The sequence below is a fragment of the Bacillus sp. FSL K6-2971 genome (assembly GCF_038006405.1).
In the GTDB taxonomy this organism is placed as follows: Bacteria; Bacillota; Bacilli; order Bacillales; family Bacillaceae; genus Bacillus; species Bacillus pumilus.
In genome coordinates, this window is the sequence record NZ_JBBOVD010000001.1 from 1,594,525 (window position 1) to 1,620,843 (window position 26,319).

At 40.9% G+C, this 26,319-nt stretch carries 28 protein-coding genes; 22 read left to right on the forward strand and 6 right to left on the reverse strand.

What is annotated here, in order from left to right; genetic code table 11:
- Positions 1-54: 54 nt before the first annotated feature.
- Complete coding sequence (locus MHI33_RS08315) at positions 55-513, forward strand: TlpA family protein disulfide reductase (protein WP_050945138.1); 459 nt, start codon at positions 55-57, stop codon at positions 511-513.
- A gap of 470 nt (positions 514-983) precedes the next feature.
- Positions 984-1,565 carry a transcriptional regulator Rok gene (gene rok / locus MHI33_RS08320; protein ID WP_044142051.1) on the forward strand — a complete coding sequence of 194 codons (582 nt, stop codon included), beginning with the start codon at positions 984-986 and terminating at the stop codon, positions 1,563-1,565.
- Positions 1,566-1,615: 50 nt separating this feature from the next.
- Here rok and MHI33_RS08325 read toward each other — a convergent pair whose 3' ends face one another.
- Positions 1,616-2,533: a hypothetical protein gene (locus tag MHI33_RS08325; RefSeq protein WP_044142050.1), complete on the reverse strand. Its 918-nt coding sequence runs from the start codon at positions 2,531-2,533 to the stop codon at positions 1,616-1,618.
- A gap of 84 nt (positions 2,534-2,617) precedes the next feature.
- On the opposite strand from MHI33_RS08325, the gene MHI33_RS08330 reads away from it, so the two are divergent.
- From MHI33_RS08330 to moaD, 6 genes are read left to right on the forward strand one after another with little or no spacing between them, the layout of a single operon-like run.
- Positions 2,618-3,199 carry a molybdenum cofactor guanylyltransferase gene (locus MHI33_RS08330; RefSeq protein ID WP_340910604.1) on the forward strand — a complete coding sequence of 194 codons (582 nt, stop codon included), beginning with the start codon at positions 2,618-2,620 and terminating at the stop codon, positions 3,197-3,199.
- Positions 3,200-3,228: 29 nt separating this feature from the next.
- Positions 3,229-4,245, forward strand: a complete 1,017-nt coding sequence (locus MHI33_RS08335; RefSeq protein ID WP_113767610.1) for a thiazole biosynthesis adenylyltransferase ThiF — start codon at positions 3,229-3,231, stop codon at positions 4,243-4,245.
- Between the two features lie 9 nt (positions 4,246-4,254).
- Positions 4,255-5,532, forward strand: coding sequence for a molybdopterin molybdotransferase MoeA (locus MHI33_RS08340; protein ID WP_340910608.1), 1,278 nt, complete (start codon positions 4,255-4,257; stop codon positions 5,530-5,532).
- On the forward strand, positions 5,514-6,038 hold the full coding sequence (gene mobB, locus MHI33_RS08345) for a molybdopterin-guanine dinucleotide biosynthesis protein B (RefSeq protein ID WP_106065830.1): 525 nt from the start codon (positions 5,514-5,516) through the stop codon (positions 6,036-6,038). The genes MHI33_RS08340 and mobB overlap by 19 nt, the downstream gene beginning before the upstream one ends.
- Positions 6,035-6,526, forward strand: coding sequence for a molybdenum cofactor biosynthesis protein MoaE (locus MHI33_RS08350; protein ID WP_044142044.1), 492 nt, complete (start codon positions 6,035-6,037; stop codon positions 6,524-6,526). The genes mobB and MHI33_RS08350 overlap by 4 nt, the downstream gene beginning before the upstream one ends.
- A complete protein-coding gene (moaD, locus tag MHI33_RS08355; protein WP_106065211.1) occupies positions 6,519-6,752 on the forward strand; it encodes a molybdopterin converting factor subunit 1 in 234 nt (77 codons plus the stop codon). Before MHI33_RS08350 ends, moaD begins: the two co-directional genes overlap by 8 nt.
- Before the next feature lie 46 nt (positions 6,753-6,798).
- Here the strand turns inward: moaD and MHI33_RS08360 are convergent, their stop codons facing one another.
- On the reverse strand, positions 6,799-7,176 hold the full coding sequence (locus MHI33_RS08360; RefSeq protein ID WP_003211488.1) for a Rok-like winged helix domain-containing protein: 378 nt from the start codon (positions 7,174-7,176) through the stop codon (positions 6,799-6,801).
- Positions 7,177-7,693: 517 nt separating this feature from the next.
- Between MHI33_RS08360 and MHI33_RS08365 the strand changes: the two genes are divergently transcribed.
- The 8 genes from MHI33_RS08365 to lepB all read left to right on the forward strand — a co-directional run bounded on the left by MHI33_RS08365 (position 7,694) and on the right by lepB (position 15,989).
- Entirely contained in the window at positions 7,694-8,320 is a 627-nt protein-coding gene (locus MHI33_RS08365) for a YIP1 family protein (protein WP_340910612.1), read from the forward strand.
- Positions 8,321-8,329: 9 nt separating this feature from the next.
- Complete coding sequence (locus MHI33_RS08370) at positions 8,330-9,436, forward strand: efflux RND transporter periplasmic adaptor subunit (protein WP_106065213.1); 1,107 nt, start codon at positions 8,330-8,332, stop codon at positions 9,434-9,436.
- Positions 9,433-10,134 carry an ABC transporter ATP-binding protein gene (locus tag MHI33_RS08375; RefSeq protein ID WP_044142040.1) on the forward strand — a complete coding sequence of 234 codons (702 nt, stop codon included), beginning with the start codon at positions 9,433-9,435 and terminating at the stop codon, positions 10,132-10,134. The genes MHI33_RS08370 and MHI33_RS08375 overlap by 4 nt, the downstream gene beginning before the upstream one ends.
- Entirely contained in the window at positions 10,121-11,314 is a 1,194-nt protein-coding gene (locus tag MHI33_RS08380; protein ID WP_340910616.1) for an ABC transporter permease, read from the forward strand. Before MHI33_RS08375 ends, MHI33_RS08380 begins: the two co-directional genes overlap by 14 nt.
- A 321-nt stretch (positions 11,315-11,635) precedes the next feature.
- Complete coding sequence (locus MHI33_RS08385) at positions 11,636-12,391, forward strand: DeoR/GlpR family DNA-binding transcription regulator (RefSeq protein WP_003211999.1); 756 nt, start codon at positions 11,636-11,638, stop codon at positions 12,389-12,391.
- Entirely contained in the window at positions 12,388-13,299 is a 912-nt protein-coding gene (gene pfkB, locus MHI33_RS08390; protein ID WP_065097198.1) for a 1-phosphofructokinase, read from the forward strand. The genes MHI33_RS08385 and pfkB overlap by 4 nt, the downstream gene beginning before the upstream one ends.
- 13 nt (positions 13,300-13,312) lie before the next feature.
- Positions 13,313-15,205, forward strand: a complete 1,893-nt coding sequence (locus tag MHI33_RS08395; protein WP_065097199.1) for a PTS fructose transporter subunit IIABC — start codon at positions 13,313-13,315, stop codon at positions 15,203-15,205.
- A gap of 211 nt (positions 15,206-15,416) precedes the next feature.
- Entirely contained in the window at positions 15,417-15,989 is a 573-nt protein-coding gene (gene lepB / locus MHI33_RS08400; protein ID WP_029706712.1) for a signal peptidase I, read from the forward strand.
- Positions 15,990-16,054: 65 nt separating this feature from the next.
- Here lepB and MHI33_RS08405 read toward each other — a convergent pair whose 3' ends face one another.
- Positions 16,055-16,330, reverse strand: coding sequence for a hypothetical protein (locus MHI33_RS08405; protein ID WP_034619939.1), 276 nt, complete (start codon positions 16,328-16,330; stop codon positions 16,055-16,057).
- A gap of 143 nt (positions 16,331-16,473) precedes the next feature.
- Here MHI33_RS08405 and MHI33_RS08410 point away from each other — a divergent pair, with 143 nt between their 5' ends.
- A complete protein-coding gene (locus tag MHI33_RS08410; RefSeq protein WP_065097200.1) occupies positions 16,474-18,093 on the forward strand; it encodes an ABC-F family ATP-binding cassette domain-containing protein in 1,620 nt (539 codons plus the stop codon).
- A gap of 40 nt (positions 18,094-18,133) precedes the next feature.
- Here MHI33_RS08410 and MHI33_RS08415 read toward each other — a convergent pair whose 3' ends face one another.
- From MHI33_RS08415 to mreBH, 3 genes are all read right to left on the reverse strand, one after another.
- The gene (locus MHI33_RS08415) at positions 18,134-19,366 is read right to left on the reverse strand and encodes an aminopeptidase (protein ID WP_340910621.1); all 1,233 of its coding nucleotides are present in this window, start codon (positions 19,364-19,366) and stop codon (positions 18,134-18,136) included.
- Positions 19,367-19,472: 106 nt separating this feature from the next.
- Positions 19,473-19,604, reverse strand: a complete 132-nt coding sequence (locus MHI33_RS08420; protein ID WP_003210922.1) for a protein YkpC — start codon at positions 19,602-19,604, stop codon at positions 19,473-19,475.
- Positions 19,605-19,678: 74 nt separating this feature from the next.
- Positions 19,679-20,686, reverse strand: a complete 1,008-nt coding sequence (mreBH, locus tag MHI33_RS08425) for a rod-share determining protein MreBH (RefSeq protein ID WP_012009812.1) — start codon at positions 20,684-20,686, stop codon at positions 19,679-19,681.
- A gap of 276 nt (positions 20,687-20,962) precedes the next feature.
- Here mreBH and MHI33_RS08430 point away from each other — a divergent pair, with 276 nt between their 5' ends.
- From MHI33_RS08430 to ade, 5 genes are all read left to right on the forward strand, one after another.
- Positions 20,963-21,241, forward strand: coding sequence for an AbrB/MazE/SpoVT family DNA-binding domain-containing protein (locus MHI33_RS08430; protein ID WP_034325036.1), 279 nt, complete (start codon positions 20,963-20,965; stop codon positions 21,239-21,241).
- Positions 21,242-21,385: 144 nt separating this feature from the next.
- Entirely contained in the window at positions 21,386-22,696 is a 1,311-nt protein-coding gene (locus MHI33_RS08435; protein ID WP_185107983.1) for an ATP-binding protein, read from the forward strand.
- Between the two features lie 4 nt (positions 22,697-22,700).
- The gene (locus MHI33_RS08440; protein ID WP_065097204.1) at positions 22,701-23,537 is read left to right on the forward strand and encodes a gamma-glutamylcyclotransferase; all 837 of its coding nucleotides are present in this window, start codon (positions 22,701-22,703) and stop codon (positions 23,535-23,537) included.
- A 37-nt stretch (positions 23,538-23,574) separates the two neighbouring features.
- Positions 23,575-24,243, forward strand: a complete 669-nt coding sequence (locus MHI33_RS08445) for a potassium channel family protein (RefSeq protein ID WP_044142031.1) — start codon at positions 23,575-23,577, stop codon at positions 24,241-24,243.
- A gap of 263 nt (positions 24,244-24,506) precedes the next feature.
- Positions 24,507-26,237: an adenine deaminase gene (gene ade / locus MHI33_RS08450; RefSeq protein WP_340910630.1), complete on the forward strand. Its 1,731-nt coding sequence runs from the start codon at positions 24,507-24,509 to the stop codon at positions 26,235-26,237.
- Positions 26,238-26,319 lie beyond the last annotated feature (82 nt).

Here is a 26,319-nt window from a genome sequence, read left to right on the forward strand (position 1 = left end):
ACTAATGTTAGACCTTTTTGTTTCGACACATACAATGGATGGAGGCGCTTCATAATGAAATTACGTCAACCAATGCCAGAACTAACTGGTGCAAAAGAATGGTTAAATGGAGAAGTAACAAAAGAAGATCTAATTGGTGAGAAACCAACATTGATTCATTTCTGGTCAGTCAGCTGTCATCTTTGTAAAGAGGCAATGCCTCAAGTCAATCAATTCCGTGATGAATACAAGGATCAACTAAACGTGATAGCCGTTCATATGCCGCGTTCAGAGGATGACCTAGATCTGGATAAGATCAAGGAAGTTGCGAAAGAGCATGAAATCACGCAGCCAATTTTTGTGGACAGTGATCATAAATTAACAGAAGCCTTTGAAAATGAATATGTACCAGCATATTATGTATTTGATAAAACAGGTGCTCTGCGCCACTTCCAAGCTGGCGGAAGCGGAATGAAAATGCTTGAGAAACGTGTCAATCGAGTGCTTTCTGAGTCTGAAAAGGCTGCAGAATAGGCTTTCCCCCATAAATGGGGGTTTTTTCATGGACAAAAATAGGCGACCTATTGCACGGAATGGACTTCGCCTTCCTAAGAAAAGAGAAATTGAGGGAGTTTATAAAAAAATATTCCTGAAACAAAAAGGTATAACGACCTATTTACATTTTTGTTTTGAAATGAAAATGTAAAGATTTTAACTTTTTACTATTCAGAACGTTTTTGCACAAAAGAAATTTCAGTTTAGTAAATAACGATGTAAATCAAGTAGTATAAGTGTTTATTCAAATTTTTTACAATATTTTAAGGTTTGTCAAAAGCCTTTAGTGGCAATGAAATGGATGCCGATTGTTCCTCTTTGGCAAAATTTTAGTTGAAAATACCTATCTGATAACAAACTGTAAAATGATAAAAAAATAGTTGATAAAATTAGTTTTCTAATCTAATATTTACTATAGAATATTTTTTATATGATGAGGGGGAAATCCATTGTTTAATGAGAGGGAAGCGTTACGATTACGATTGGAACAATTAAACGAAGCAGAAGTAAAGGTCATCCGTGAATATCAAATTGAGCGAGATGCGATTTATGCAAAATTAAGAGAATTAGATCGTCAAGGAACAGGTCTAGTGTCAGATACAAAAAAAGAAGTGCGTACAGAAAGAAAAACGGATTCACTGCCTGTATTAGCTGAACTGGCTGCACAAGAAATGAGAAGCTACCAGCCGCCTGCACAATCACAATCAAATTCTGCATCAACTTTAGGAACAGGACAGCTAAACGGTGCACCTGTAGGTATTCCTGAAGGATCTACAAGACGCAGAAGAGGCACAGCCCGCCCTGGTTCAAAGGCAGCTAAGCTTCGTGAAGCTGCGATTAAAACGTTAAAGCGTCATAATGCAGCGATTAAAAGCTCTGAACTTCAAAAAGAAATTGAAAAAGAGAGCGGTCTTGAAATTCCAAATATGACAACGTTTATGCAAAGCTTAATTAAAATGTATCCTGAAGTGAAAAAGCCATATCGCGGACAGTATATTTTAGAAGGCGATATTCAAACAGAAGACGAATAAATAAAAAAGAAACTGCTGACGAAAAGCCAGCAGTTTTTTTATTGCGAGCATTACTTTTTTTGATCAACTGTATAGACAATTTTTCGTTCCTTTGACAGGTGATCACGCTGTTTTTTGAAGCCTTCAATCTTCACTGTCATGACTTCTCCATTTTGCTGCACCGCATCGACTTGTGCTTGGAGTGTTTGAACTTGTTCGTTCAGCTTTTTCAAGATGGGTTCGATTTCTTCCGTTGTTTGCAGGAGGCTGTCTCGAGAGAATGGCTGTGAATTTGTTTGGGCTGACTGGTCAATATCAGCAAAATGAGATGCGATCCATTCCTCACTTTCTGCTAACTGCTTTTGATAGCTTGTGAGTGTTTCATAAAAAATCGCTTCCTTTGCTTTTTCGATTTGCAGTAATTTCTCTTGTGTTTCAAAAAAACGCTCCTGCAGGTGTTTAACGCCTTCCTGTAATAGATTGAGCTCTGCGTTTTTATCACCTAATGTTTGCTGCAGTTTCTCAATCACAGCGGATAAAGTATTTCCTTTTTTCTCCTCTTTTGCAAGCCGTTTATCTTGATCCTGCATCCGTTCATTCAATTGTTGAGAGATTTCTTTATATTTGACTACTTTTAAATGCAGCCGGTGTTTTTCTTCCGTTTCTTTCCTTCTATGAAAGGTTTCCCTTTGGAGCATTTCATGAAGAAGGACTATTTTATGTAATAATTCAGATTTGCTTGAGGAGAGATCCTGTATTTTTGAGGCTGCATCGCCTTGATCAATGGTCATTTCATCCAATTGTTGTTTTAATTGCGTGTAATCCTTTTTCATCTCGTGATATTCTTGAGTTAACTTCTTATTTTTAGCATACGTATATGAGGACTGTAAATCAGAGATCATTTGTTGATATTTGGCTGTTTCCGCTTTTAAGTATAAATTCTCTTGAGATAGGTCATGGAATAGGGGAGAAGCATGGCGCCTTTTCATCGATAGACCCTCCTTATTCATGTTACCAATAAAGTATGCGAGATGAGTGCGATTAGAACAACCATATCAAAGGAGGGTGAGCGGATGGACGTAGTCAATGTCATTTTAGCTGGAGGAGCATCCAGACGTTTTGGAGAGCCAAAGGCAAGTTATATGTATCAAGGAAAACCACTATATGAGCATGTGAAAAAGCAGCTTTTGAAAGGACAGATGGTCATCATCAGCCATCCATCACTTCTGACTTTTTTTAAAGAAAGAGGTGAACGAGATGTGTGGTTGGATGATGAACAGGTGCGCGAATGCGGGCCGCTTGCCGGCATGTATACGGCGATGCAAAAGCAAGAAGCAGCATGGTATTTAATGACGGCATGTGACATGCCTTTGGTGCGGAGGGAGGCCGCCGAAGCATTATCGTCCTATTGCAGCGATCATGCAGATGCTATCATCCCGCTTGTTCAGGGCAGATTACAGCCTTTATTTGCGCTTTATCACCGCCGCTGTCTGCCGTCCATTGATGCGTGTTTAAAAGAGAATCAATTAGCCATGAAAGAGTTGCTTCAAAGGCTTAAGGTGCGTATCGTCCCAGAGGAGGAACTGAACGCAACACCAAATGAATTTCGAAATATCAATAAAAGAAGCGATTTACCTGAAAACGGTATGATATGATACATAAAAATGGTGAGGAGAGAACAGCATTGAATGACCGATATTCAAGACAAATCTTGTTCCCTCCGGTTGGGGAAAAGGGTCAGCGTGCGCTTGCTGACAGTCATGTTCTAATTGTTGGAGCGGGTGCACTTGGAACGGCCTCTGCGGAAGGGCTTGTCCGGTCTGGGATCGGCAAGTTGACGATTGTTGATCGTGATTATGTAGAGTTTTCAAATTTACAGCGGCAGCAGCTGTACACAGAAGATGATGCAAAGGCACATGTGCCAAAAGCAGCTGCGGCAAAAAAACGTCTCCAAGAGATCAATCATGAAGTGACCATACACGCCCTGATTGAAGATGCAGGGGTGGAGCTGTTAAGACCGTTATTTCAAAGCGCAAATATTGTCATTGATGCGACGGATAATTTTGAGACGAGAATGGTTATGAACGATTTATCGCAGGAAACGAAGACGCCGTGGATATATGGCGCTTGTGTGAGCAGTCAGGGGATGTATATGACCATTTTACCGGATAAAACGCCGTGTTTATCGTGTGTCTTTACAGAACTGCCTGTTGGCGGTTTGACGTGTGATACAGCGGGGATTATTTCTCCAGCAGTTCAGATGGTTTCTGCTTATCAGCAAACAGAGGCGCTAAAGTATTTAACAGGACATGAAGATCAAATCGAACGGAAATTTGTCACATTTGATCTTTGGCAGGCGACATCGTTTAAAATGGATTTGTCTCTTACTAAGCAGAAGGACTGTCCATCTTGCGGCAAAGATAGAACCTATCCTTATTTACACGAGCAGCGTAAAAAAACGACGATTCTTTGCGGGCGGGATACCGTACAAGTCGTATCTAAGGATTTAGCTAATCTATCATTTCAGCATGTGAAAGAGCGGCTGTCATCCATTTGTGAGGTAGAAGTGAATGACTTCTTAATCCATGTCCGCTATGAATCTTATCGTATTGTCTTTTTCAAAGGTGGACGTGCATTAATCCATGGGACAAATGATGAAAAAGCAGCCAATTCATTACTAGCAAAACTGCTAGGGATATAGGAGTGAAGTGTGATGGAAAGACGTCAGCCAATTCCAGTACAAGAAGCCATTCAGAAAGTCCATCAATATGAAAAGCATGGAGAAGCAGAATGGGTGCCCTTAAGAAATAGCCTTGCAAGGTTCATTGCAGAAGACATTTTGGCAGATCATGATGTGCCTGCATTTGATCGGTCCCCGTATGATGGTTTTGCACTTCGGGCAGAAGATACAAAAGAAGCGTCAAGCGAGCATCCGGTTGAATTTGAGGTCATTGATCATATTGGGGCAGGAGTGGTCTCAGCAAAAACCATCGGTCCCTTTCAAGCCATTCGTATCATGACAGGAGCAAAAATCCCGAATGGAGCAAATGTCGTCATCATGCTTGAGTTGACTAAAACTTTTGAAAAAGATGGAAAATCATACATGTCACTTAAAAGACCGCTGAAAAAAGGGGACAATATTTCTCGTCAAGGAGAAGAGGTACTTGAAGGGAATGTGATGCTCAAAAAAGGAACCAAAGTAACTCCTGGCGTTACGGCCTTATTGGCGACATTCGGATATGCGGTAGTTCCAGTTGTCAAAAAGCCAGTGATCGGCATCATCTCAACAGGTACAGAGCTTCTTCAAGTGAGTGATGCGATGGTGGACGGGAAGATTAGAAACAGTAACCTTAGTATGGTTTATGCCCAGATCCTTAAGGCTGGGGGAGAGCCGCTTGATTTAGGCGGTGTGTCCGATGAATTTGACAAAAGCTATCATGCAGTCAAAGCAGCCTTAAGCAAGGTAGACTTCTTAATCACAACAGGCGGAGTTTCAGTAGGTGATTTTGACTTTCTTCCTGCAATTTATGAAAAGCTTGGAGCTCAGGTGCTATTTAATAAAGTGGCCATGAGGCCCGGAAGTGTGACGACGGTTGCTGCGATGCCAAATGGTCAACTGCTGTTTGGGCTGTCTGGAAATCCTGCTGCCTGTTTCGTTGGCTTTGAATTATTTGTGAAACCGATGATCTATAAATGGTCTTTCAAGACACAGTCGTTACCCGATTTTGCTGAGGCGAAGCTGACACACGATTTCCCAAAAGCCAATCCGTTTACTCGATTTGTTAGAGCGGCACTTGAGTTCACGGGCAGTCAGCTCAGTGTGACCCCAACAGGTCTCGATAAATCAAGTGCCGTGACCTCAATAGCAGAGGCTAACTGTTTCATTGTTCTGCCAGGTGGAACAAGAGGTTTTAAGGCTGGTGATCAGGTGCATGTTCTACTGTTTCAGCACGAAGGCGAGGGTTCCCCATGCTGGATGACACATTAAGCATATTACAGGTGGTCGGTTATCAAAACAGCGGCAAGACGTCGTTGATTGAAAAGCTCTGTCAGCTGGCTGTACTTGATGAGCTGAAGCTAGGCTGTTTTAAACACCATGGACATGGCGGTAAACCAGATCGTCTTTTGAAAGAAAAAGACACCGATAGATATGTCGGGGCAGGTGCATTTGCCGCTGGCGTAGAAGGAGAGGGTGAATTTCACTTTTCAATGCAGCACATCACGTTAAAGCAATTGCTCAACATGTGTCAGCATCTTCCATTAGACGCGATCTTGATAGAAGGGTATAAACAGGCACCATACCGCAAAATCGTTTGTGTGAAGAATGAAGAGGAGCTCATTGATCTTTCAACACTTTCCAATATACAAGCAGCTATTTATTTTTCTCAAGAGTTTCAGTTAGCCAAAAATTACTCTTTTCCAGTGTTTTCAGCCTTTGAAAAGGATGCGCATACATTTTGTTATAACTTATTGAAGGGAGGTGGCTCTATTTGAGTGAACTTTTTAAAATAACAAAAGTGCCGATTGATGTGAATGAATTGATTCAGCATGTGACAAGGCGGAAGGCAGGGGCCATTACGACGTTTATCGGGACGGTCAGAGAGTGGACAAACGGTAAGAAAACGTTGCGCTTAACTTATGAAGCTTACATACCAATGGCTGAAAGCATGCTAAGTCAAATTGGACAAGAGATCAAGAAACGGTGGCCTGATACTGAAGCGGCCATTGTGCACCGGATTGGGACACTTGATATAACGGATATTGCTGTTGCGATAGCCGTTTCATCTCCTCATAGGAAGGCTGCATACGAAGCGAACGAATATGCCATTGAGCGAATTAAGGAAATCGTTCCGATTTGGAAAAAAGAATATTGGGAAGACGGGGAAGCCTGGATAGGTGATCAGCTTGAAAAAGTTTCATATCCAGAGGGGAAACCTAGCGATCTTCAACTTGCAAAGAAAGAAGGTGATCAGCTTGATTAGTGTATTATTGTTCGCCGGCCTTGCTGAGAAGGCCGGTAAACAACAAATCATCATTCAAAAAAATCAAACAACGGTTGATGAGATTAAATTAGAATTACAGGAGGTATATGGTGTTGATGCTGCACAAAATGTGATGGTTGCAGTCAACGAACTATATACGAGGGGAAACGCTGAAGTGCGTAGCGGGGACACTGTTGCATTCATTCCTCCTGTAAGCGGTGGATAATAGATATTAGAGGATTTGGTTATGGCCAGCGGCTGTAACCAATTTTTTATGTGTGAAAAGATTGTAGAGGTATTTGGGTGTGATCTTCGTAAATAAAACATCCCCTTCGTGCTTTAGAAATGTGAGGATCGAGCTGCTGGATCAGATCATACAATTCACTAATTCGTCTCACATTGAAATCTGTCTGGGCTTGAAGCTGTTCTTTTAATTCTTTTGTGCTCACAATGCTACCCTTTTTCTCTTTAATAATATCTACACATCTGGCAGCGTAGTATATTTTGTCATTAGAGGGTCTGCTTTCTTTCATATCAAGTAATTTGAGCTCATGATAAATCAGTTCTCTTTCCTTTCGAAAGTATTGCCATGCTTCTTGTTCCTTTTCATAAAGTAAAATCAATTGCGTTTTCAATTTTTCTCTTAACATTCACTTGACTCCATTTCCACTATCATTTAACCTACCTCTATTTTACATTATATGAAAAAATAACTTTTGATCAAGTAAAATCATTATATTTTTAATTTTTTAATATGAAAGTATTGTTACTAAAGGCTCATTTGTTCTATAAAAGAAACCATTCGTAGTCCTATAAAGCCGGGATTTGTTGAAATTACTAGGATTATTTTAACAAAAAATTGTTGTGTCTCACGAAGACTATCCAAATTCAAAGGAAAAGGATATTTATTCCGAAAGACATGTGTTTTTTTGATAAAATGTTTTTAGGTCAGTAAAACCTCTATTTTTTGATATGAATATGGTCTGGTCATGGTGTCATTTGGAGGTTGTCATTCATGATAATAGAATAATAGATCATTTTTTTCCGCAATGAAAATAAGAAAATCAAATCATCCATCACTTATTGGCAATCTTTTGATAAAATAGAAAGAATAAGAGAGAGCATGTGCGTTTGCATACTTGCATGACATAGAGAGGGTGACATTTGATGAAAGAAAATATGCAAAAGCCTACGATCATTGGAGTGAGCATAAGACCTTCAGAGCACCTGAAAAGAGTATGGGAAAATCCGGTGGTTTGGTGGCCTTTATCCTGTGTACTACTTTTAACAGTGATTGTGACTTATTTGTCAGAGCTGGTGAATGAAGGAATGTGGGCAGATTTTAGCTTGCCGGTATCGGTCGTTTATGTGGTGACGCTAATTGGTCTACTTCTCGGGCTTGTGATTAATGTTGCAATATATAAGTTCATCGTATTTTTAGCAAAGGGTGATGCATCGTTTCAGCAGCTATTTTCAGCAGTCCTTTTTATTACACCAGTTACGATCGTTGGTACGATTATTTCTCATCTGTCCATCATTCTGTTCCATGTGCCAAAAAACATCACAATCACCTCATTAAATGCACTCATTCAAACGCCTGGTCCATGGCATGCTGTGCTTGCCAATATTGATCTATTTGTGATCTGGAACCTTGTTTTAACAGGCTTTTTATTGATGAAAGTTGGCCATATATCGCCAAGAATCGCTTGGACCATTATAGGAGTCTTTTATCTCTTATCTATCATTTTTCAATATGTAGGAACTGCAATCACCATATCAGTAAGCTGGGGGTAGAATGTCTTTATGAGAAAGAAAATCATCATCGGATCCATTTTTATTATTGTTATCGGTCTATTTATTGGCTTTAACATTGCGAAAAATCAATCAAAGCCTGCTTCGACAGCAGCTATCAAAACAGTAAAACCTACGCAAAAAGAAATCACCACTACGGTCATGACGCCAGGGACACTTTCATTCTCTGAAGAGCAGTTCATTTATGCAGAAGAGGAAAAGGGACACTTGAAGGGGATTTCTGTGAAAGAAGGAGAAAAGGTAAAGCCCGGAACGCCGCTTCTTACATATGAAAATAGAGAGCTGGAGCTTGAAGAAGAGCAGCAAGCTCTTGCGGCTGAATCCAGTACGTTAAAACGCGAACAATTACAAAATAGATTGAGCGAATTAGATAAAAAACAAGGAGGCGACTCCGCTGCCAATCCTAAAACCGAGCGAGACCAGCTTGAACTAGAGCTGAAAGCGGCTGAATTAGAACAAAAACAAGCAGAGATCAGCCAAGAAAAAGTAAAAACACAAATAGAAGATTTAATCGTACATAGTAAAATTGCCGGTACAGTCATTTCCATTGAGCAAGAAGAAGGGGCAGGAAAGCCAGAAGAAAGGCAGCCGATCATTCATATTGGCAATGAGAAAAAAATGATTGTGCGAGGATTGATTTCTGAGTATGACGCCATAAAAGTGAAAAAGAAACAAAAAGTAAAGATAACGTCTGATGTCATTCGCGGAAAGAGCTGGCAAGGGGTCGTGAAAAAAGTGGGGGGTGTACCTGCTCAGGCAGCATCTGAAACAACTGCAGGTGATCAAACGGTGCAATATCCAGTTGAAATCGAAATAAAGGGAAAAAAACCTGAAGCAAAACCTGGTTTTAAAATGATCATGGAAATTGAAACAGATAAGCGTCAAGCCCTAACGATTCCTGAATCAGCTGTAAAAAAAGAGGATGATGGACAATATGTATATGTTGTCAAAAAGAATGTACTTAAAAAAGTAAAAGTGGAGCTAGGGGAAACGTCAGGTCATGATCTTGAAGTGACAAAAGGTGTCATAGCAGAGGATCAAATCATTTCTCATCCATCAGATGACATGTATGACGGAATGGAAGTGAATGCTGAATGATTCAGCTTTCAAACGTGACAAAAAGCTACGAGGTTGCCCAAGAATCATTTGATGTATTAAGTGAGGTCGATCTTGTCATCGAAAAAGGCGAGTATATGTCCATTATGGGCCCGTCCGGCTCTGGAAAATCGACGTTAATGAATATCATTGGCTGTTTAGACCGGCCAACTACAGGACAATATCATTTTCAAGGAAGAGAGCTGTCAGCAGCAAAGGATCAAGACCTCGCAGTGATTCGAAATCAATTCATTGGATTTGTCTTTCAGCAATTTCATCTGCTGCCGAGGTTAAATGCGAGGCGTAATGTTGAGCTTCCGATGATTTACGCTGGTATCAGTCAAAAGGAAAGAAAAGAACGTGCAGAGATGGCACTTGAAAAGGTTGGTTTGGCAGACCGAATGAAACATATGCCAAGTGAGTTGTCGGGAGGGCAAAAGCAAAGAGTGGCAATAGCCCGTGCAATTGTCAATAAGCCGCAGCTTATCTTAGCAGATGAACCGACAGGCGCTCTTGACTCAAAAACAAGCTTCTCAATCATGGAACAGTTTACTAAGCTGAATGAGGAAGGGACAACGATTGTGCTTGTCACCCATGAAGAAGAAATAGCTGCATATACAAATCGGACGGTCGTTGTAAGAGATGGCCGACTCGTTGAAGATAGATTGACACAAGGGGACGCTATGAATGAAACTCTTTGAAAATATCAAAATAGCGATGAATTCTGTTTTAGCTCATAAATTACGTTCTATTTTAACGATGCTTGGGATTATTATTGGTGTTGGATCAGTCATTGCGGTCGTGGCTATCGGTCAAGGCGGCGAGCAAATGCTAAAAGGGTCAATTTCGGGTCCAAACAATACAGTTGATATGACGTATACGCCGTCTGACGAAGAGTTAAATGCAAATCCCAACGCTTTATTCGATGCCACATTTACTGAGGAAGACATAAAAAGTATTAAGACAATCAATGGGGTGAATCAGGTTGCCTCTTCGACTGCGCAAGGAATGCAGCTGAGATTTCAAGATACAACAGTGGATGCGACAGTTAACGGTATAAATGAAGGGTATACGAATGTACATTCATTACAAATAGCAGAAGGGCAGAATTTAAGAGATATTGACTTTAGAAGCGGCAGAAGAGCCGCCCTCATCTCTGAAGGCTTACAAAAAGAATTATTTAATGGACAGAAGGCATTGGGCGAAATGATTTGGATGAACGGACAGCCGGTTGAAGTCATCGGTGTTTTAGCCAAACAAAAAGGGATGCTCTCATTCGATATGAATGAAATATATGTCCCTTTTGCAATGCTCACCTCCACATTTGGGATCAATGAATACGATAAGTTGTCAATTCAAGTCGCACATGCTAATCAAATGAAGGAAGTAGGAAAGAGTGCGGCTGCATTATTAAATGAAAATCATCATACAGAAGATGCTTATGAAATGATCAACATGGAAGAAATCGCAGAAGGCATTGGTCAAATCACGTCTGTTATGACCACAATCATTGGCTCAATAGCTGGAATTTCTTTACTTGTCGGCGGTATCGGCGTGATGAATATCATGCTTGTTTCTGTGACAGAGAGGACAAGGGAAATCGGTATTCGAAAAGCGATTGGAGCAACGAGGGCTCAAATACTCGTTCAATTTTTAATTGAGTCTGTCGTCTTAACCTTGATCGGCGGGTTGATGGGGATTGCACTAGGTATAGGCGGTGCCTCGTTAGTATCACTCATTGCCGGCTGGCCGTCCTTAGTATCTTGGCAAATCATCTGTGTAGGTGTGCTGTTTAGTATGTTTATTGGGATTGTTTTTGGGTTAATTCCTGCGAATAAAGCAGCAAGACTAGATCCGATTGATTCTCTTAGATATGAATAGTTTCGAGAAGAACAAAAGTATACAAACAGTGTGAATTCCGCTGTAATCAAACATCAAAAGCTTTTATGCACATCGCATAAAAGCTTTTTTTAGTTCTATTGAATGAAATGAAAAATGATAGAAATGCTAAGATCATGACTTTCATCTTAATGTCACATATTTTTCAGTTTACAAATGGTACATATAAAGGTAAGATGACCATTGTGAAAGATTTTGATAGTTATTGAATGTATTTGATTGTTTTGTATTGATAATGTTGAAAAAAGCGATTACAATAAAGGTGCGCGCAAAATGAATACGTTTTCAAAAGGGGGTGTTTTCATGTTAACACCGGAAAGACATCAACTCATTATCGACTGTTTAGAAGAAAATGATGTCATCAAAATACAGGACTTAACGATTATGACGGATGCGTCTGAATCTACTATTAGAAGAGATTTATCAGCCCTTGAAGAAAAAGGATTTCTTAAAAGAGTTCATGGGGGAGCAGCCAAGATATCAAGTATCCGTCTTGAACCAGATGTATTTGAGAAATCTGCCAAAAACCTTCAAGAAAAGTCATTGGTTGCAGAGGCAGCTGCTTCACTTTTAAAACAAGGTGATTGTATTTATTTAGACGCTGGTACGACCACACAGCAAATGATTGAATATATCGATCCAGAACAAGATATTGTTGTGGTGACAAACGGTGTTATGCACATTGAAGCACTCATGAGAAAAGGCATTTCTTTTTACCTGATAGGCGGATCAGTGAAACATCGAACAGGAGCCATGGTGGGAGCCGCAGCTTTGACGGCGATGGAAAATTACCGTTTTGACAAAAGCTTTGTTGGGACGAACGGCATTCATCCCGAGGCAGGGTTTACAACACCTGATCCAGAGGAAGCGCTCATGAAAAAAAGGGCCATGAAGCAGGCGAAAAAAACCTATATCTTAACAGATGCCTCTAAATTTGGCGAAATATCGTTTTCAACCTTTGCTAGTTTACAGGAAGCCACCATTATCACAAACGACGCAAAAGAGGATTCATTCGATAATTACCATGAAAAAACGGTTATAAAGGTAGTGAAAACATGATTTATACAGTTACTTTAAACCCATCAGTTGATTACATCGTACACGTGGAGGATTTCGCAGTCGGCGGTTTGAATCGTTCAACCTATGACAAAAAATATCCAGGCGGAAAAGGGATCAATGTCTCAAGGCTTTTAAAACGTCACGGTGTTGAATCAAAAGCGCTTGGATTCATAGGCGGATTTACAGGCAAATATATTCAAGACTTTTTACAAAACGAACAATTACAAACAGCCTTTCACGAGGTGTCAGAAGATACACGAATTAATGTGAAACTAAAAACAGGTGAAGAAACCGAAATCAACGGACTCGGCCCATTAATTACTGAAGCGCAATTTGAGTCGTTTCTGTCTCAATTTACCTCATTGATTGAAGGAGATGTCGTTGTGTTAGCTGGCAGCATTCCTTCTTCGTTGCCTCATAACACATATGAACGTATTGCTGAAGTGTGCGAAAAGCAAGGCGTTAGAGTTGTTCTTGATATTTCCGGGGAAGCCCTTAAAAAAGCAGCAGGCTTGAAACCGTTCTTAATGAAGCCAAACCATCATGAACTAGGTGAAATGTTTGAGACGAGCATCTCTACTGCAGAAGAAGCCATTCCTTATGGGAAGAAGCTGTTAGAACAAGGTGCTGAACATGTCATCGTATCCATGGCTGGAGATGGCGCTCTCTTATTCAGTAAGGAAGGGATTTATCAGTCCAATGTTCCAAAGGGTACGCTTGTTAATTCGGTTGGTGCAGGGGATTCAGTCGTTGCAGGATTTTTAGCCGGCGTTTCGAAAGGCCTTTCGATTGAAGAATCATTTAAGCTTGGCGTCACATCAGGCAGTGCTACAGCATTTTCTGAGGAGCTTGGGACAAAAGAGCTTGTCGACACACTATTACCACAAGTAAAAGTCACACGCATTTAAAGGAGGAGTCATCATGAAAATAACAGAACTACTCACAAAGCAAACCATTAAGCTTCAATTAGACAGCCAGCAGAAAGAAGCAGTCATTGAAGAACTAGTCACTGTTTTAGATACAGCTGGCAAGTTAAATGATAAAGAGGGCTACAAAGAAGCAGTGATCAACCGTGAAAAACAGAGCTCTACTGGTATTGGTGAAGGAATTGCTATCCCTCACGCTAAAACAGCAAGTGTCAAAGAGCCTGCCATTGCATTTGGCCGCTCAGTAGCTGGTGTAGATTATGAATCACTGGACGCGCAGCCGAGTCATCTTGTCTTTATGATTGCAGCAACTGAAGGCGCAAACAACACGCACTTAGAAGCACTTTCTCGTTTATCAACACTTCTGATGCGTGAAGAAATCAGAAAGCAGCTTCTTGAAGCGGCTACTGAAGATGAAATCATCGATATCATCAATACGCATGACAAGGACGATGAAGAAGAAGAGGAAGTTCAAGAGGAGCCGGCTGCATCAGGTAAACCAGCTAAGATTTTAGCAGTAACAGCTTGCCCAACAGGTATTGCACATACATTTATGGCAGCAGATGCTTTGAAAGAAAAAGCGAAAGAAATGGGCGTTGACATTAAAGTCGAAACAAACGGCTCTGGTGGTATTAAACACGCTCTTACGGCAAAAGAAATCGAAGAAGCACCAGCCATCATTGTGGCAGCGGACAAGCAAGTTGAAATGGAACGCTTTAAAGGCAAACATGTCATTGAAGTACCTGTGACAGCAGGAATTCGTCGTCCGCAGGAATTGATTGAAAAAGCAGTCAATCAAGATGCGCCGATCTATAAAGGCTCTGGCGGCAGTTCTTCAAAAGACGAACATGAGTCATCTGGCAAAGGGAGAAGTGGTTTCTACAAGCACTTAATGAGCGGTGTAAGCAACATGCTTCCATTTGTTGTCGGGGGCGGTATCCTTGTTGCAATTTCATTCTTCTGGGGTATTAAATCGGCTGACCCTAATGACCCTTCATTTAATTCATTTGCAGCTGTTTTAAAAGGAATTGGCGGAGATAATGCACTTGCCTTAATCGTGGCTGTATTAGCCGGATTTATTGCGATGAGTATTGCTGATCGTCCAGGTTTTGCGCCAGGTATGGTCGGTGGATTTATGGCGTCAGCAGCAGGTGCAGGATTCTTAGGCGGACTCATTGCCGGTTTCCTTGCTGGTTATGTCGTTGTGTTACTTAAAAAAGTATTCACTTTCGTACCGCAGTCGCTCGACGGGATTAAACCGGTTCTGCTCTATCCATTGTTCGGTATTTTCTTCACAGGTATCATTATGCATTACGTTGTTAACACACCAGTAAAAATGGTGATGGACGGATTAACTCATTGGCTTGAAACTTTAGGTACTGGAAACCTTGTCTTAATGGGCATTATTTTGGCAGGTATGATGGCGATTGATATGGGTGGGCCGATTAACAAAGCGGCTTACACATTTGGTCTTGCAATGATTGCTGCTGGAAACTATGCACCGCATGCTGCCATTATGGCAGGCGGAATGGTACCACCACTAGGTATTGCACTTGCTACAACAATTTTTAGAAATAAATTCTCAAAACGTGACCGAGAAGCAGGAATTACATGCTACTTCATGGGAGCTGCTTTCATCACTGAAGGGGCGATCCCGTTTGCAGCGGCTGATCCTCTACGCGTGATTCCTTCAGCTGTCATTGGAGCAGCTGTGGCTGGCGGATTAACGGAATTCTTTAGAGTCACGCTTCCTGCACCGCACGGCGGACTATTCGTTTTCTGGGTAACAAATCATCCGATACTTTATATCATCAGCATCTTAATCGGTGCCGTTGTAACAGCGATTTTACTTGGTGTTTTGAAAAAACCAGTGAAACTAGAAGCGTAAAGTAGAAGAGAAGCATCGTGAACAGCGGTGCTTCTTTTTGTTTAATTATGAACAAATTAGGAAAAAATATCTAATTGAATGGTTGTCTTGTGAATTTTTAAATGACATGTGATAAAGTAAAGTTATTCAATTCACGTTTCAAGTCTTTTAGCAGAAAGTCTTAGGAGGAAGCAGTATTTTGAACGAAGAAAACAAACAAAACGAAAATGATATTCAATCTGATGCAAAGCAAGCCAAAACAGAGAAGAAAAGTTCACTGTTTGAATGGATCAAAGCTATTTTAATTGCACTTGCACTCGTCTTGCTCATCCGTACGTTTATATTTGAGCCGTATGTGGTGGAAGGAGAGTCAATGGAACCGACCCTTCATGATGGGGAAAAGCTGTTTGTCAACAAAACCATTAACTATCTAGGTGGTGTCAAACGAGGTGACATCGTGATTATTAATGGAAAAGATGGCCAGAAAATTCATTATGTAAAACGATTGATCGGTCTTCCGGGAGACACGATTGAAATGAAGGATGATACGCTTTACATTAATGGTAAAAAAGTAGATGAGCCTTATTTAAAAGAGAACAAGGCACATGCGAAAGAGTATGAAGTGCATTTGACAGGGGATTTTGGTCCAGTGAAAGTACCGAAAAACGATTACTTTGTGATGGGGGACAACAGACTCAATTCCATGGACAGCAGAAATGGACTTGGACTCATTGAAAAGGATCGGGTTGTCGGGACATCAGAATTTGTTTTCTTCCCATTTGGCGACATTCGGCAAACAAAATAAAAGCACCCTTCTCAGGTGCGTGAGAAAAGTGCTTGAATGGGCGACCCTTAAAAGAAGGGTCGCTTTTAATTTGGCGTGAGCACTGTAACAATGAGCACAATGGCCAACACAGAAGCGAAGACAGACCCAGTAATGGCTAAAACGGACCGAAACAATCCGATCTTATGATTTTCTTTCCCTCGCTTTTGTAAAAAGCGTTTCGAAAAGATGTGTACCAGTGTGTAAATAAGCACTAGCCCAATATAAAGGCCAAAATCCCTCGCATTAAAGCCTGTTGCAGATAAATAAATACCCATAAAGAAAATCAATAAACAGTATTCCATCAGTGTAAGTAATCTCAAATCACACGAACTCCTTCAATAAATCATTCCCACTTATTATACCATATTAGACAATTTGTTATCGTTCTTAGTGAGAGACGTTTCTAACAAACGTTATTCATGTTATACTTCATAATGATGAATGAGTGATGGAGGATTAATAAATGATTGCAGTAAATAATGTTAGTTTGCGATTTGCTGATCGTAAACTATTTGAAGAAGTAAATATTAAATTCACTCCTGGCAACTGCTACGGTTTAATTGGTGCCAATGGAGCTGGTAAATCAACGTTTCTAAAGATTCTTTCAGGTGAAATTGAGGCTCAGACGGGCGATATTCATATGAGCCCTGGTGAGCGTTTAGCGATTTTAAAACAGAACCACTTTGAATACGAAGAATTTGAAGTATTAAAAGTCGTCATGATGGGTCACAAGCGTTTATATGATGTGATGCAGGAGAAAGATGCGATCTATATGAAACCTGATTTCTCAGATGAAGACGGGATTCGTGCAGCAGAGCTTGAAGGTGAGTTTGCTGAGTTAAACGGCTGGGAAGCAGAAAGTGAAGCAGCGATCTTATTAAAAGGTCTTGGCATTCCAGAGAGCCTTCAATCGAAGAAAATGTCTGAGCTTGGTGGTTCTGAAAAGGTAAAAGTACTACTAGCCCAAGCGTTATTTGGCAAGCCTGACGTCCTTCTTCTGGATGAGCCAACGAACCACTTGGACTTACAAGCCATCCAGTGGCTAGAAGAGTTCCTTATTCATTTTGAAAATACCGTCATCGTCGTTTCGCATGACCGTCACTTCTTAAACAAAGTGTGTACACATATTGCGGACCTAGACTTCGGAAAAATTCAAGTATATGTCGGTAACTATGATTTTTGGTATGAGTCTAGCCAGCTAGCGCTGAAACTCAGCCAAGATGCAAATAAGAAAAAAGAAGAGCAAATTAAGCAGCTTCAAGAGTTCGTTGCCCGGTTCAGTGCGAACGCTTCTAAATCGAAGCAAGCGACCTCAAGAAAGAAATTGCTTGATAAAATCTCTTTAGACGATATTAAGCCCTCTTCACGTAAATATCCGTATGTTCATTTTGCGCCAGAGCGTGAAATCGGAAATGATGTCCTTCAAGTAGAAGGTCTATCGAAAACAATTGACGGTGTGAAAGTACTTGATAACGTCAGCTTTATCATGAATCGCGAGGATAAAATTGCGTTCCTAAGCCGTAATGAGCTTGCTGTGTCTACTTTATTTAAAATTCTTGCTGGTGAGATGGAGCCAGACAGCGGGACATATAAATGGGGCGTCACAACATCTCAAGCCTTTTTCCCGAAAGACAATAGTGAATACTTTGAAGGAAACGATGTCGATTTAGTGGATTGGCTTCGCCAATATTCTCCTAATGATCAAAGCGAAAGCTTCTTACGCGGATTCTTAGGACGTATGCTTTTCTCTGGGGAAGAAGTAAAGAAAAAAGCAAGCGTCTTATCAGGAGGAGAAAAGGTTCGTTGTATGTTATCGAAAATGATGCTGTCAGGAGCGAATGTACTGCTTCTGGATGAGCCGACGAACCACTTAGACCTAGAATCCATTACGGCGCTGAATAACGGTTTAATGAGCTTTAAAGGAGCGATGCTCTTCTCATCTCATGACCATCAGTTTGTTGAAACAGTGGCAAACCGTATTATCGAAGTGACGCCAAATGGCATCGTCGATAAACAAACAACATATGATGAGTTCTTATCAGATCAAGAGATTCAAAAGAGACTCGTTGAGCTTTATGCGTAAATAAGAAAAGACATCCAATTGTGGATGTCTTTTTTTTCGATTAAATCGCCCAATTCCCATTACGGAAGATCGGTTCACGTTTTCCGTCTTTTGTAATACCGTCAATATTCATTTCCTTTGAACCAATCATGAAATCGACGTGTGTGATACTGTTGTTTACACCAGCTGCATCCAATTCTTCACGATTCATCTCTTTTCCGCCTTCGATATTGAACGCATATCCGCTGCCGATGGCAAGGTGGTTCGATGCGTTTTCATCATAAAGGGTATTGTAATAGAGAATATTCGAGTTTGAGATTGGTGAATCATCTGGTACAAGAGCAACTTCACCTAGATAATGAGAGCCTTCATCTGTTTCAACGAGCGAAGTTAAAATGTCTTCGCCTTCCTTCGCTTTCACATCGACAATTCGGCCATTTTCAAATGTTAAAGTAAACTCATCAATGATATTTCCTGCATAGCTGAGCGGTTTTGTGCTTGAGACAGTCCCATTTACACCGTCTTTTTTAGGTACAGTAAAGACTTCTTCAGTCGGCATGTTAGCCATGAAAGAGACGCCGCGCTCACTCACGCTGCCGGCACCTACCCAAATGTGCTGCTCAGGGAGCTCAATCGTTAAATCAGTGCCAGGAGCATCATAATGAAGCTTCTGGTAGTGGCGCTCATTTAGGATTTTGACCTTTTCATTTAGCGACTCATCGTGCTTTTTCCAAGCCTCCACAGGATCTGCTTGATCAGCGCGAGCGACTTTAAAGATTTGATCCCATAATAAAGCGACAGCTTCTTCATTTGTCTGGTCAGGGAAAATCTTTTTCGCCCAATCTTTTGATGCAGCGCCTACAACCGTCCAAGCCACTTTGTCTGATTGAACGTATTGGCGATATGTATGAAGGGCGGATCCAGCGGCTTTTTGCTGTGCAGCGATTTTTTTCGAATCAATGCCTCGCAGAAGGTCAGGGCTTTCTGACAAGATCGTGATAAAAGCGCCGCCGCGTTTTGCGATGGTTTCCATCATCTGTGCTTCCCATTCTGGGAATTGCTCAAACACATCTTGCGGTGCATGTTCATATTTTAAACGAGCAAGAACACCGTCACTCCAGCGGATATGTATGTTTTTCGCCCCGCGCTCATACGCATGTTTCGCAACAAGACGAACAAGGTCTGCAGATTCAGTAGATGCAGATACGACGACTTCATGTTCTTTTTGAACATTCACACCGACTTCAACGATGGTCTTCGCATATTGATCTAGTTGTTTTTCAAATGAATTCATAAAAACCCTCCTTTAGTCATGTTCATCATATCAGATTTAAGACCGAAAAGGAAAATGGGGAGCACGCGAAAAGCCAAAATAAAAAAGCCGCTTTCATGCGGCTTTTTTAGCGGTTCAGTTGTTTCACAGGCTGTGCATTAGAAGGGGGCATATGTGAAAACGACAGGCTCATTCCTCCTAATATAATACCCGTTAAAATGACTGTGACAACGACCCGTTTACCTAAATCAAGCAACATGTTCTTCCTCCTTCACGTTTATCCATTCCTCACGATATGATCGAAATGATAAAAAAAGAAGTAGAACAAGAAGATTATTTTAATGTTTTTTGCAATTTATGAATGACTTCTAGTGAACGACCTGTTCCGATTGCGACAGATTCAAGTGGATTTGCTGCAATATGAACTGGAACGACAATCTCCTGTGAGAGCCATTCTTGAATCCCGTTTAACAAAGCGCCACCGCCAGTTAAGATCACGCCGCGGTCTACGATGTCACCACTAAGCTCTGGAGGGCTGTCCTCTAATGTGGCACGAATCGCCTCTAAAATATGAAGAAGTGACTCTCGCATGGCACCTTGAATTTCATGAGATTCAAGTGTGATCGTTTTTGGAAGACCTGTCACCAGATCACGTCCACGTACTTCTAATGACTCTGGCTCATGCTCAATGAGACCATAACCAATTTCCATTTTAACTTGCTCAGCTGTCCGCTCGCCGATTAATAGGTTATATTTCTTTCGCACAAATGTAATGATATCTTCATCCAGCTGATCTCCGCCAATTCGAATGGAATGACAAGAGACAACGCCGCCAAACGAAATGATGGCAACTTCCGTTGTTCCTCCGCCAATATCGACTACGACGTTTGCAACAGGCTCATCTACTGGGAGATCAGCGCCGATTGCGGCTGCAACTGGTTCTTCAATTAAATGCACGTGCTTTGCTCCGCAGTTTTTCACAGCATCACTGATGGCACGGCGCTCAACAGCTGTTGAACCAGAAGGTGTACATACGACGACCGTTGGTTTTCTGAAGGTAAACCCGATATTTTTTCCTGCTTTTTTCATGATTTGTTTGAGTAAATCTGTTGTCATATCATAATCAGCGATGACACCGTCTTTCATCGGACGGATCGCCACAATTTTCCCAGGTGTTTTCCCAATCATTTCTTTTGCTTCTGTTCCGACGGCAAGTACAGTTTTTGTTTCTGTATCGACTGCCACGACGGACGGTTCATTTAAAATAATTCCCTTATTTTTACTATAAACCAATATGTTAGCTGTTCCTAAATCAATTCCAATTTCGGCATTTTGAAACATATTTTCACCCAATCTCTATTTTTGCTGTTTTAAACAATTTTACATTTAAAAGTTCAGAGGGTTGAGGTCATTTGTGGGGGTTTGTGATGACCTTGAAATGAACTTGTAAAATTCAAGTATCATTTTGACAATCACAATAAATTTTCCCTTTGTTTTTTCTTTTGTGAAAAAAATTTTCAAGTTGGAGAAACCTTTCGTGAATCTCTTACGTCTACGATATATCAATTGGTGAAAAACAGATTGATCTTGAGCTAATGAAAGAAAGAGGGAACGAAATTGAAATCTATCGGAGTCGTAAGAAAAGTAGATGAACTAGGGCGTATTGTGATGCCAATCGAATTGAGAAGAGCACTTGATATTGCAATTAAAGACAGTATGGAATTTTTTATAGATGGAGATAAAATCGTCTTGAAAAAATATCAGCCTCAAGGTGTTTGTCTCATGACTGGTGAGATTACTTCTGAGAATCATGAATATGGAAATGGTAAAATTAATTTAAGCGCTGAAGGCGCAGAACTACTGCTAAAAGAGCTGCAAGAAGCCCTTCAACAGTAATGAAAATAGCCTGCTCTCTTTCTTTGTGCGGAGAACAGGCTATTTTTTATGAAAAAAGTTCCTTAAAAATGCCCCATCTCCCTCAAAAAATAAGTGGAAAATGGTACAATTGACAAAGAATCTCAGGGCGGCAGGTGGAATCATTTGAACAAAACATATCAAGTGCGGATCGTGTTATCTGTTCTTGCATTTATTTTAATATTAAGCTGGGATTTCTTTTATTATCTAGGCGGCTATCAAATTAATTGGCCGCTCGATCTAGCCTTTACAGTCCTTGTTCTAACAGGGATCTGGGTTGTCTCAGGCTATGTAGACCGCTTAAATCTATTTGTGTCAGACTTAAATACGAGAGAGAAAGAAGCACACGAACTGACAGAGCGGCTGAATCGAATCACAGATAACTTGCAAGAAATCGTCTTTGAAACAAACGAAAAAGGTGAAATTATTTTTTTGAATCAAGCATGGACACAAATGACAGGCTATGACATTGATGAATGTCTAGGCACCATGTACAATCAGTACTTTGATCAAGAGGAACGCGTGGTGCAGCATTTGTTATCTGTTATCAAGGAGCATAAGGATGCGGGGCGGGTAGAACTGCAGCTTCTACATAAAGAGGGAAAGAAGGTATGGGGAGACGTTCATTACAAGCTCTATTTTGATGAGCATCACCAGTTTACCGGAGGAATTGGAACAGTAGCTGATATTACGAAACAAAAGCAGGCAAAGCTTGAGCTTGAAAGATCCAATCAGCAATTGCAAATGCAGGCGCAAAAGCTGGCCGTCGCTGGACAAATAGCCGCTGGAATCGCCCATGAAGTCAGAAATCCACTGACATCAGTAAATGGTTTTTTACAGCTGATGAAGACACAATATCCTGAAAGAACCGATTATTTTGACATTATCTTCTCTGAAATTAAACGAATTGATTTTGTTTTAAGTGAGCTACTTGTATTGGCTAAGCCTCAATCGGTCCATTTTCAAGAAGTTCAGCTTCATGAGCTTCTAGAACAAGTGATTACTTTATTAAAAACAAATGCCGTTCTTTCAAATATTGATCTCAAGCAGCCATTTAAAAGGCAGGATGCCGGCGCAATCCTAGCAGACGCTAACCAAATGAAGCAGCTGTTCATTAATTTAATCAAAAATGCGATTGAGGCAATGCCTGAAGGTGGCAGCATATACATATCTACAGAAAAAGTATTGAATGAATGGAAGATTACCATTCAAGATGAAGGAAAAGGGATGTCTGAAAAGGATATTCAAAAAATATATGATCCTTTCTTTTCAACGAAAAAAGAAGGGACAGGGCTTGGTCTGACCATCTGTGCGACGATTTTAAAAGATCATCACGGAACAATGGACGTATCCAGTGAGCTTGGAAAAGGCACAGCTTTTCATATTTATTTGCCTGTGTGTCAAAAAAGCAGACAGCAGCAAGTTGAGAGGACGTGAAGTCATGACGGTGAAAGCTTTATTTGTATATGGGACGCTATTGCAGCATGAAGAGCACCACGAAGCGTACATGAAAGAAAGCAGACTAATAGCTAAATCTGCTTGGATGAATGGAAGGATTTATGATACAAGTCAAGGATATCCAGCGTGTGTTCCCGCAGAAAAAGGCACTGTATACGGGGAATTGTACGAGGTAACCGCTGACACGTTGAATAAGATAGACGTACTAGAGGAAGGGTATGACAAGCAGGAAATCAATGTCATGACGGATCAAGGTCAGGTAGCAGCCGTGACATACACTTTGCCAGAGCAGAAGGCATCAGCGCTGAAAGAAATAAAGAGAGGGTGCTGGAAAGCTTATAAACTGTGGCAACAGAAGCCATCATCCTTCTATTATTTTGCCTATGGCTCCTGTATGGATGATGCTAGGTTTAAGCTAGCAGAAGTCGATCATCACTTCAGACAAATCATCGGCGGTGGTGTACTAAATGGTTTTACTACGAGATTTACATTGGTGAGGCCAGATGGATCAAGAGCTGATATGGTAGAAGACGGCGGCGAAACAGAGGGTGTATTATATGAAGTTCCTTTTGATGCCATTCGTTATTTGTATAAACGAGAGGGAGTATATGAAGGTACATATCGTCCAGCTTTTGTCGATGTCAAAATAGGTGATCAAATTTATGAGGACTGTTTAACCTTTCTTGTGCTTCAAAAGAGCGAAGAAATCGCTCCGCCAGCTCATTATCGAAGTGAAATCGAAAAAGGAGCAGACCTTTACTTAAGTGAAGCGTTCCGCAGAAAAATTCGTTCGCATATGGATTCATTAATCAAACCGTAGTAAAATGCATGGTAAGTGAGATAAAAGGAGTCTGAACATGAAAAAGGAATATGCAGTCATTGGTCTTGGACGCTTTGGCGGAAGTATTTGCAAGGCGCTGAGCGAAGAAGGACTTGAAGTCATGGCGATGGATATGAATGAAGATCGAGTAAACGAGTACGCGAAAATTGCCTCACATGCGGTCATTGGTGATTCGACGGACGAAAACGTTTTAAAAAATCTTGGTATTCGCAACTTTGATCATGTCATCGTTGCAATCGGTGAAAATATTCAGGCAAGTATTTTAACAACGATTATGTTGAAAGAGCTTGGCGTCAAAATGGTCACCGTGAAAGCGCAAAATGACTACCATGAAAAGGTGCTCAACAAAATTGGAGCGGATCGCATCGTTCATCCAGAGCGAGATATGGGCAGACGGATTGCACATAAAATCATTTCAAATAACGTGCTTGATTACCTCGAGCTGTCAGATGAGTACAGCCTGATTGAGATTGTGGCAAACAGCAGGCTTGCGGGACATTCTCTTTTAGATCTTGATATACGGGCAAGGTACGGCATCAACATCGTGGCCATTAAGCGCGGAAAAGAAGTCATTGTTTCCCCGCTGGCAGATGAAATGATTCAAAAAGAAGATATCCTCATTGTCATTGGGGCAGTAGCCGATATAGGACGCTTTGAAAAACGAGAAATGCAGAACGATTATTAAGCACTCCGATGACGGGGTGTTTTTTTTATATGAATGTGTTCATGGTAGGTGGACATTGAGACGGAAATATACACTGAAAAGGGTTGTTTTGTTCATGTATAACCGCAAAAATAAGTCATCCTATTTTTCATGCAATTATCACTATTCAGAAATAAAAATCAGTGTTTTGATATGGTTGATTTTCTCTAAATGTCATTGACTGGACAAACAGATTCGTTTACGATAAGAAACATTATATTGTTTACTTGGAGGAGGCAGTGTCGTTGGATAAGGAGCTTTTCAGACATCAAATTGAGGTAGCAGCAAAGAGAAAAAAAGCAGCCCTCGTGATTAAACATGCGAAAGTCATGGATGTGTTTAACCAAGAATGGATAGACGCAGATGTCGCTGTTGAAAATGGACAAATAGTCGGGATAGGAGAGTACGAGGGTAAGCAGGAGCTTGATGCAGCAGGTCAAATGCTTGTGCCTGGTTTTATTGATGGCCACGTTCATATCGAGTCTTCTATGGTTACCCCTGCTGAATTCTCCAAAGCTGTCGTTCCGCGCGGTGTGACAACTGTCGTAACAGATCCTCATGAAATCGCCAATGTGTCAGGTATAACAGGCATCCGTTTTATGCTGGAAGAAGCGAGAAAAGCTGCCTTACATATTTATTTCATGCTGCCATCCTGTGTACCGGCAGTCAGTTTTGAACGATCAGGTGCTACATTAAAAGCGAAAGATTTAAAGCCTCTTTATCAAGAAAAGGAAGTGCTTGGTCTTGCTGAGGTGATGGACTATGTCGGTGTGGAGCAGGCAGAAGAAGATATGCTTCAAAAGCTGCTTGATGCTCAAAATGAGAATAAACTGATTGATGGCCATTTAGCAGGCTTAACAGATCGATTAATCAACGTCTACCGGACGGCCAATGTCCAAACAGACCATGAGGTGACAACTGCACAGGAAGCCCTTGAACGTGTGAAAAGGGGTATGTATGTGATGCTGAGAGAAGGATCTGTTGCCAAAAACGTGAAAAATGTTTTACCCGCTGTCAATGAAAAGAATGCGAGACGCTTTTTCTTTTGTACAGATGATAAACATTTGGATGATTTAATGGCACAGGGAAGTATTGATGAGCAAGTACGGATGTCCATAAAAGAAGGTTTAGATCCATTTTTAGCTTATCAAATGGGAAGCTTAAATGCCGCAGAGTGTTTTGGTCTTAAAACAAAGGGAGCCATTGCACCAGGCTATGATGCTGATTTTATGCTCGTTTCAGACTTTCATCATGTAGACATTACAAGCGTATTTATCGCAGGTGAATTGGTTGCACAGAACGGAGAGTACAAGCCGAGTGTCGAAAAGAGCGCACCGAGCCCAGCATTATTACAATCTGTTCATGCAGTAGATGTTCAAGAGGAAGACATTGCACTACCTATCACGGGCGATCAACATATGAATGTCATCCGTATTATTCCGAATCAGCTTGAAACAAAGTTAGAACAAGTCTCTCCTTCAGAAATGAACGGACAATTTACAAGTGATACAGGCAGAGATGTATTGAAAATGGTGCTTGTTGAACGTCATCAAGGTTTATCTGAAATGGGCGTAGGGATTGTCAGTGGCTTCGGCATCAAACAGGGCGCGATTGCAACAACGGTTGCACATGATTCACATAACTTAATTGCAGTTGGCACAAATGATGCTGATATCATCAAAGCGATTGAGGCGTTAAAAGAAGCAGGCGGCGGTTTGACTGTTGTTAAAGAAGGGCGTTCTCTTCATACGCTGCCATTACCGATCTCTGGTTTATTGTCAGATCAGCCGGCACATCTCGTCAATGAAAGCCTTCATACACTTCATGAAGCGCTTAAAGAAACAGGTTTTACCTTAGACTTTAATCCGTTTTTGACGCTGTCCTTCTTGGCACTTCCAGTCATTCCTGATGTGAAAATGACGACAAAGTGCTTGTTTGATGTCAGAAACTTTCAGCACCTCCCAATTCAATCATAAAAAGTGAGAAACCGCATGTGTATGATGTATATATGCGGCTTTTTTCAATACTTGATGAAAAAAAGAGACACAGCCAGTCGGC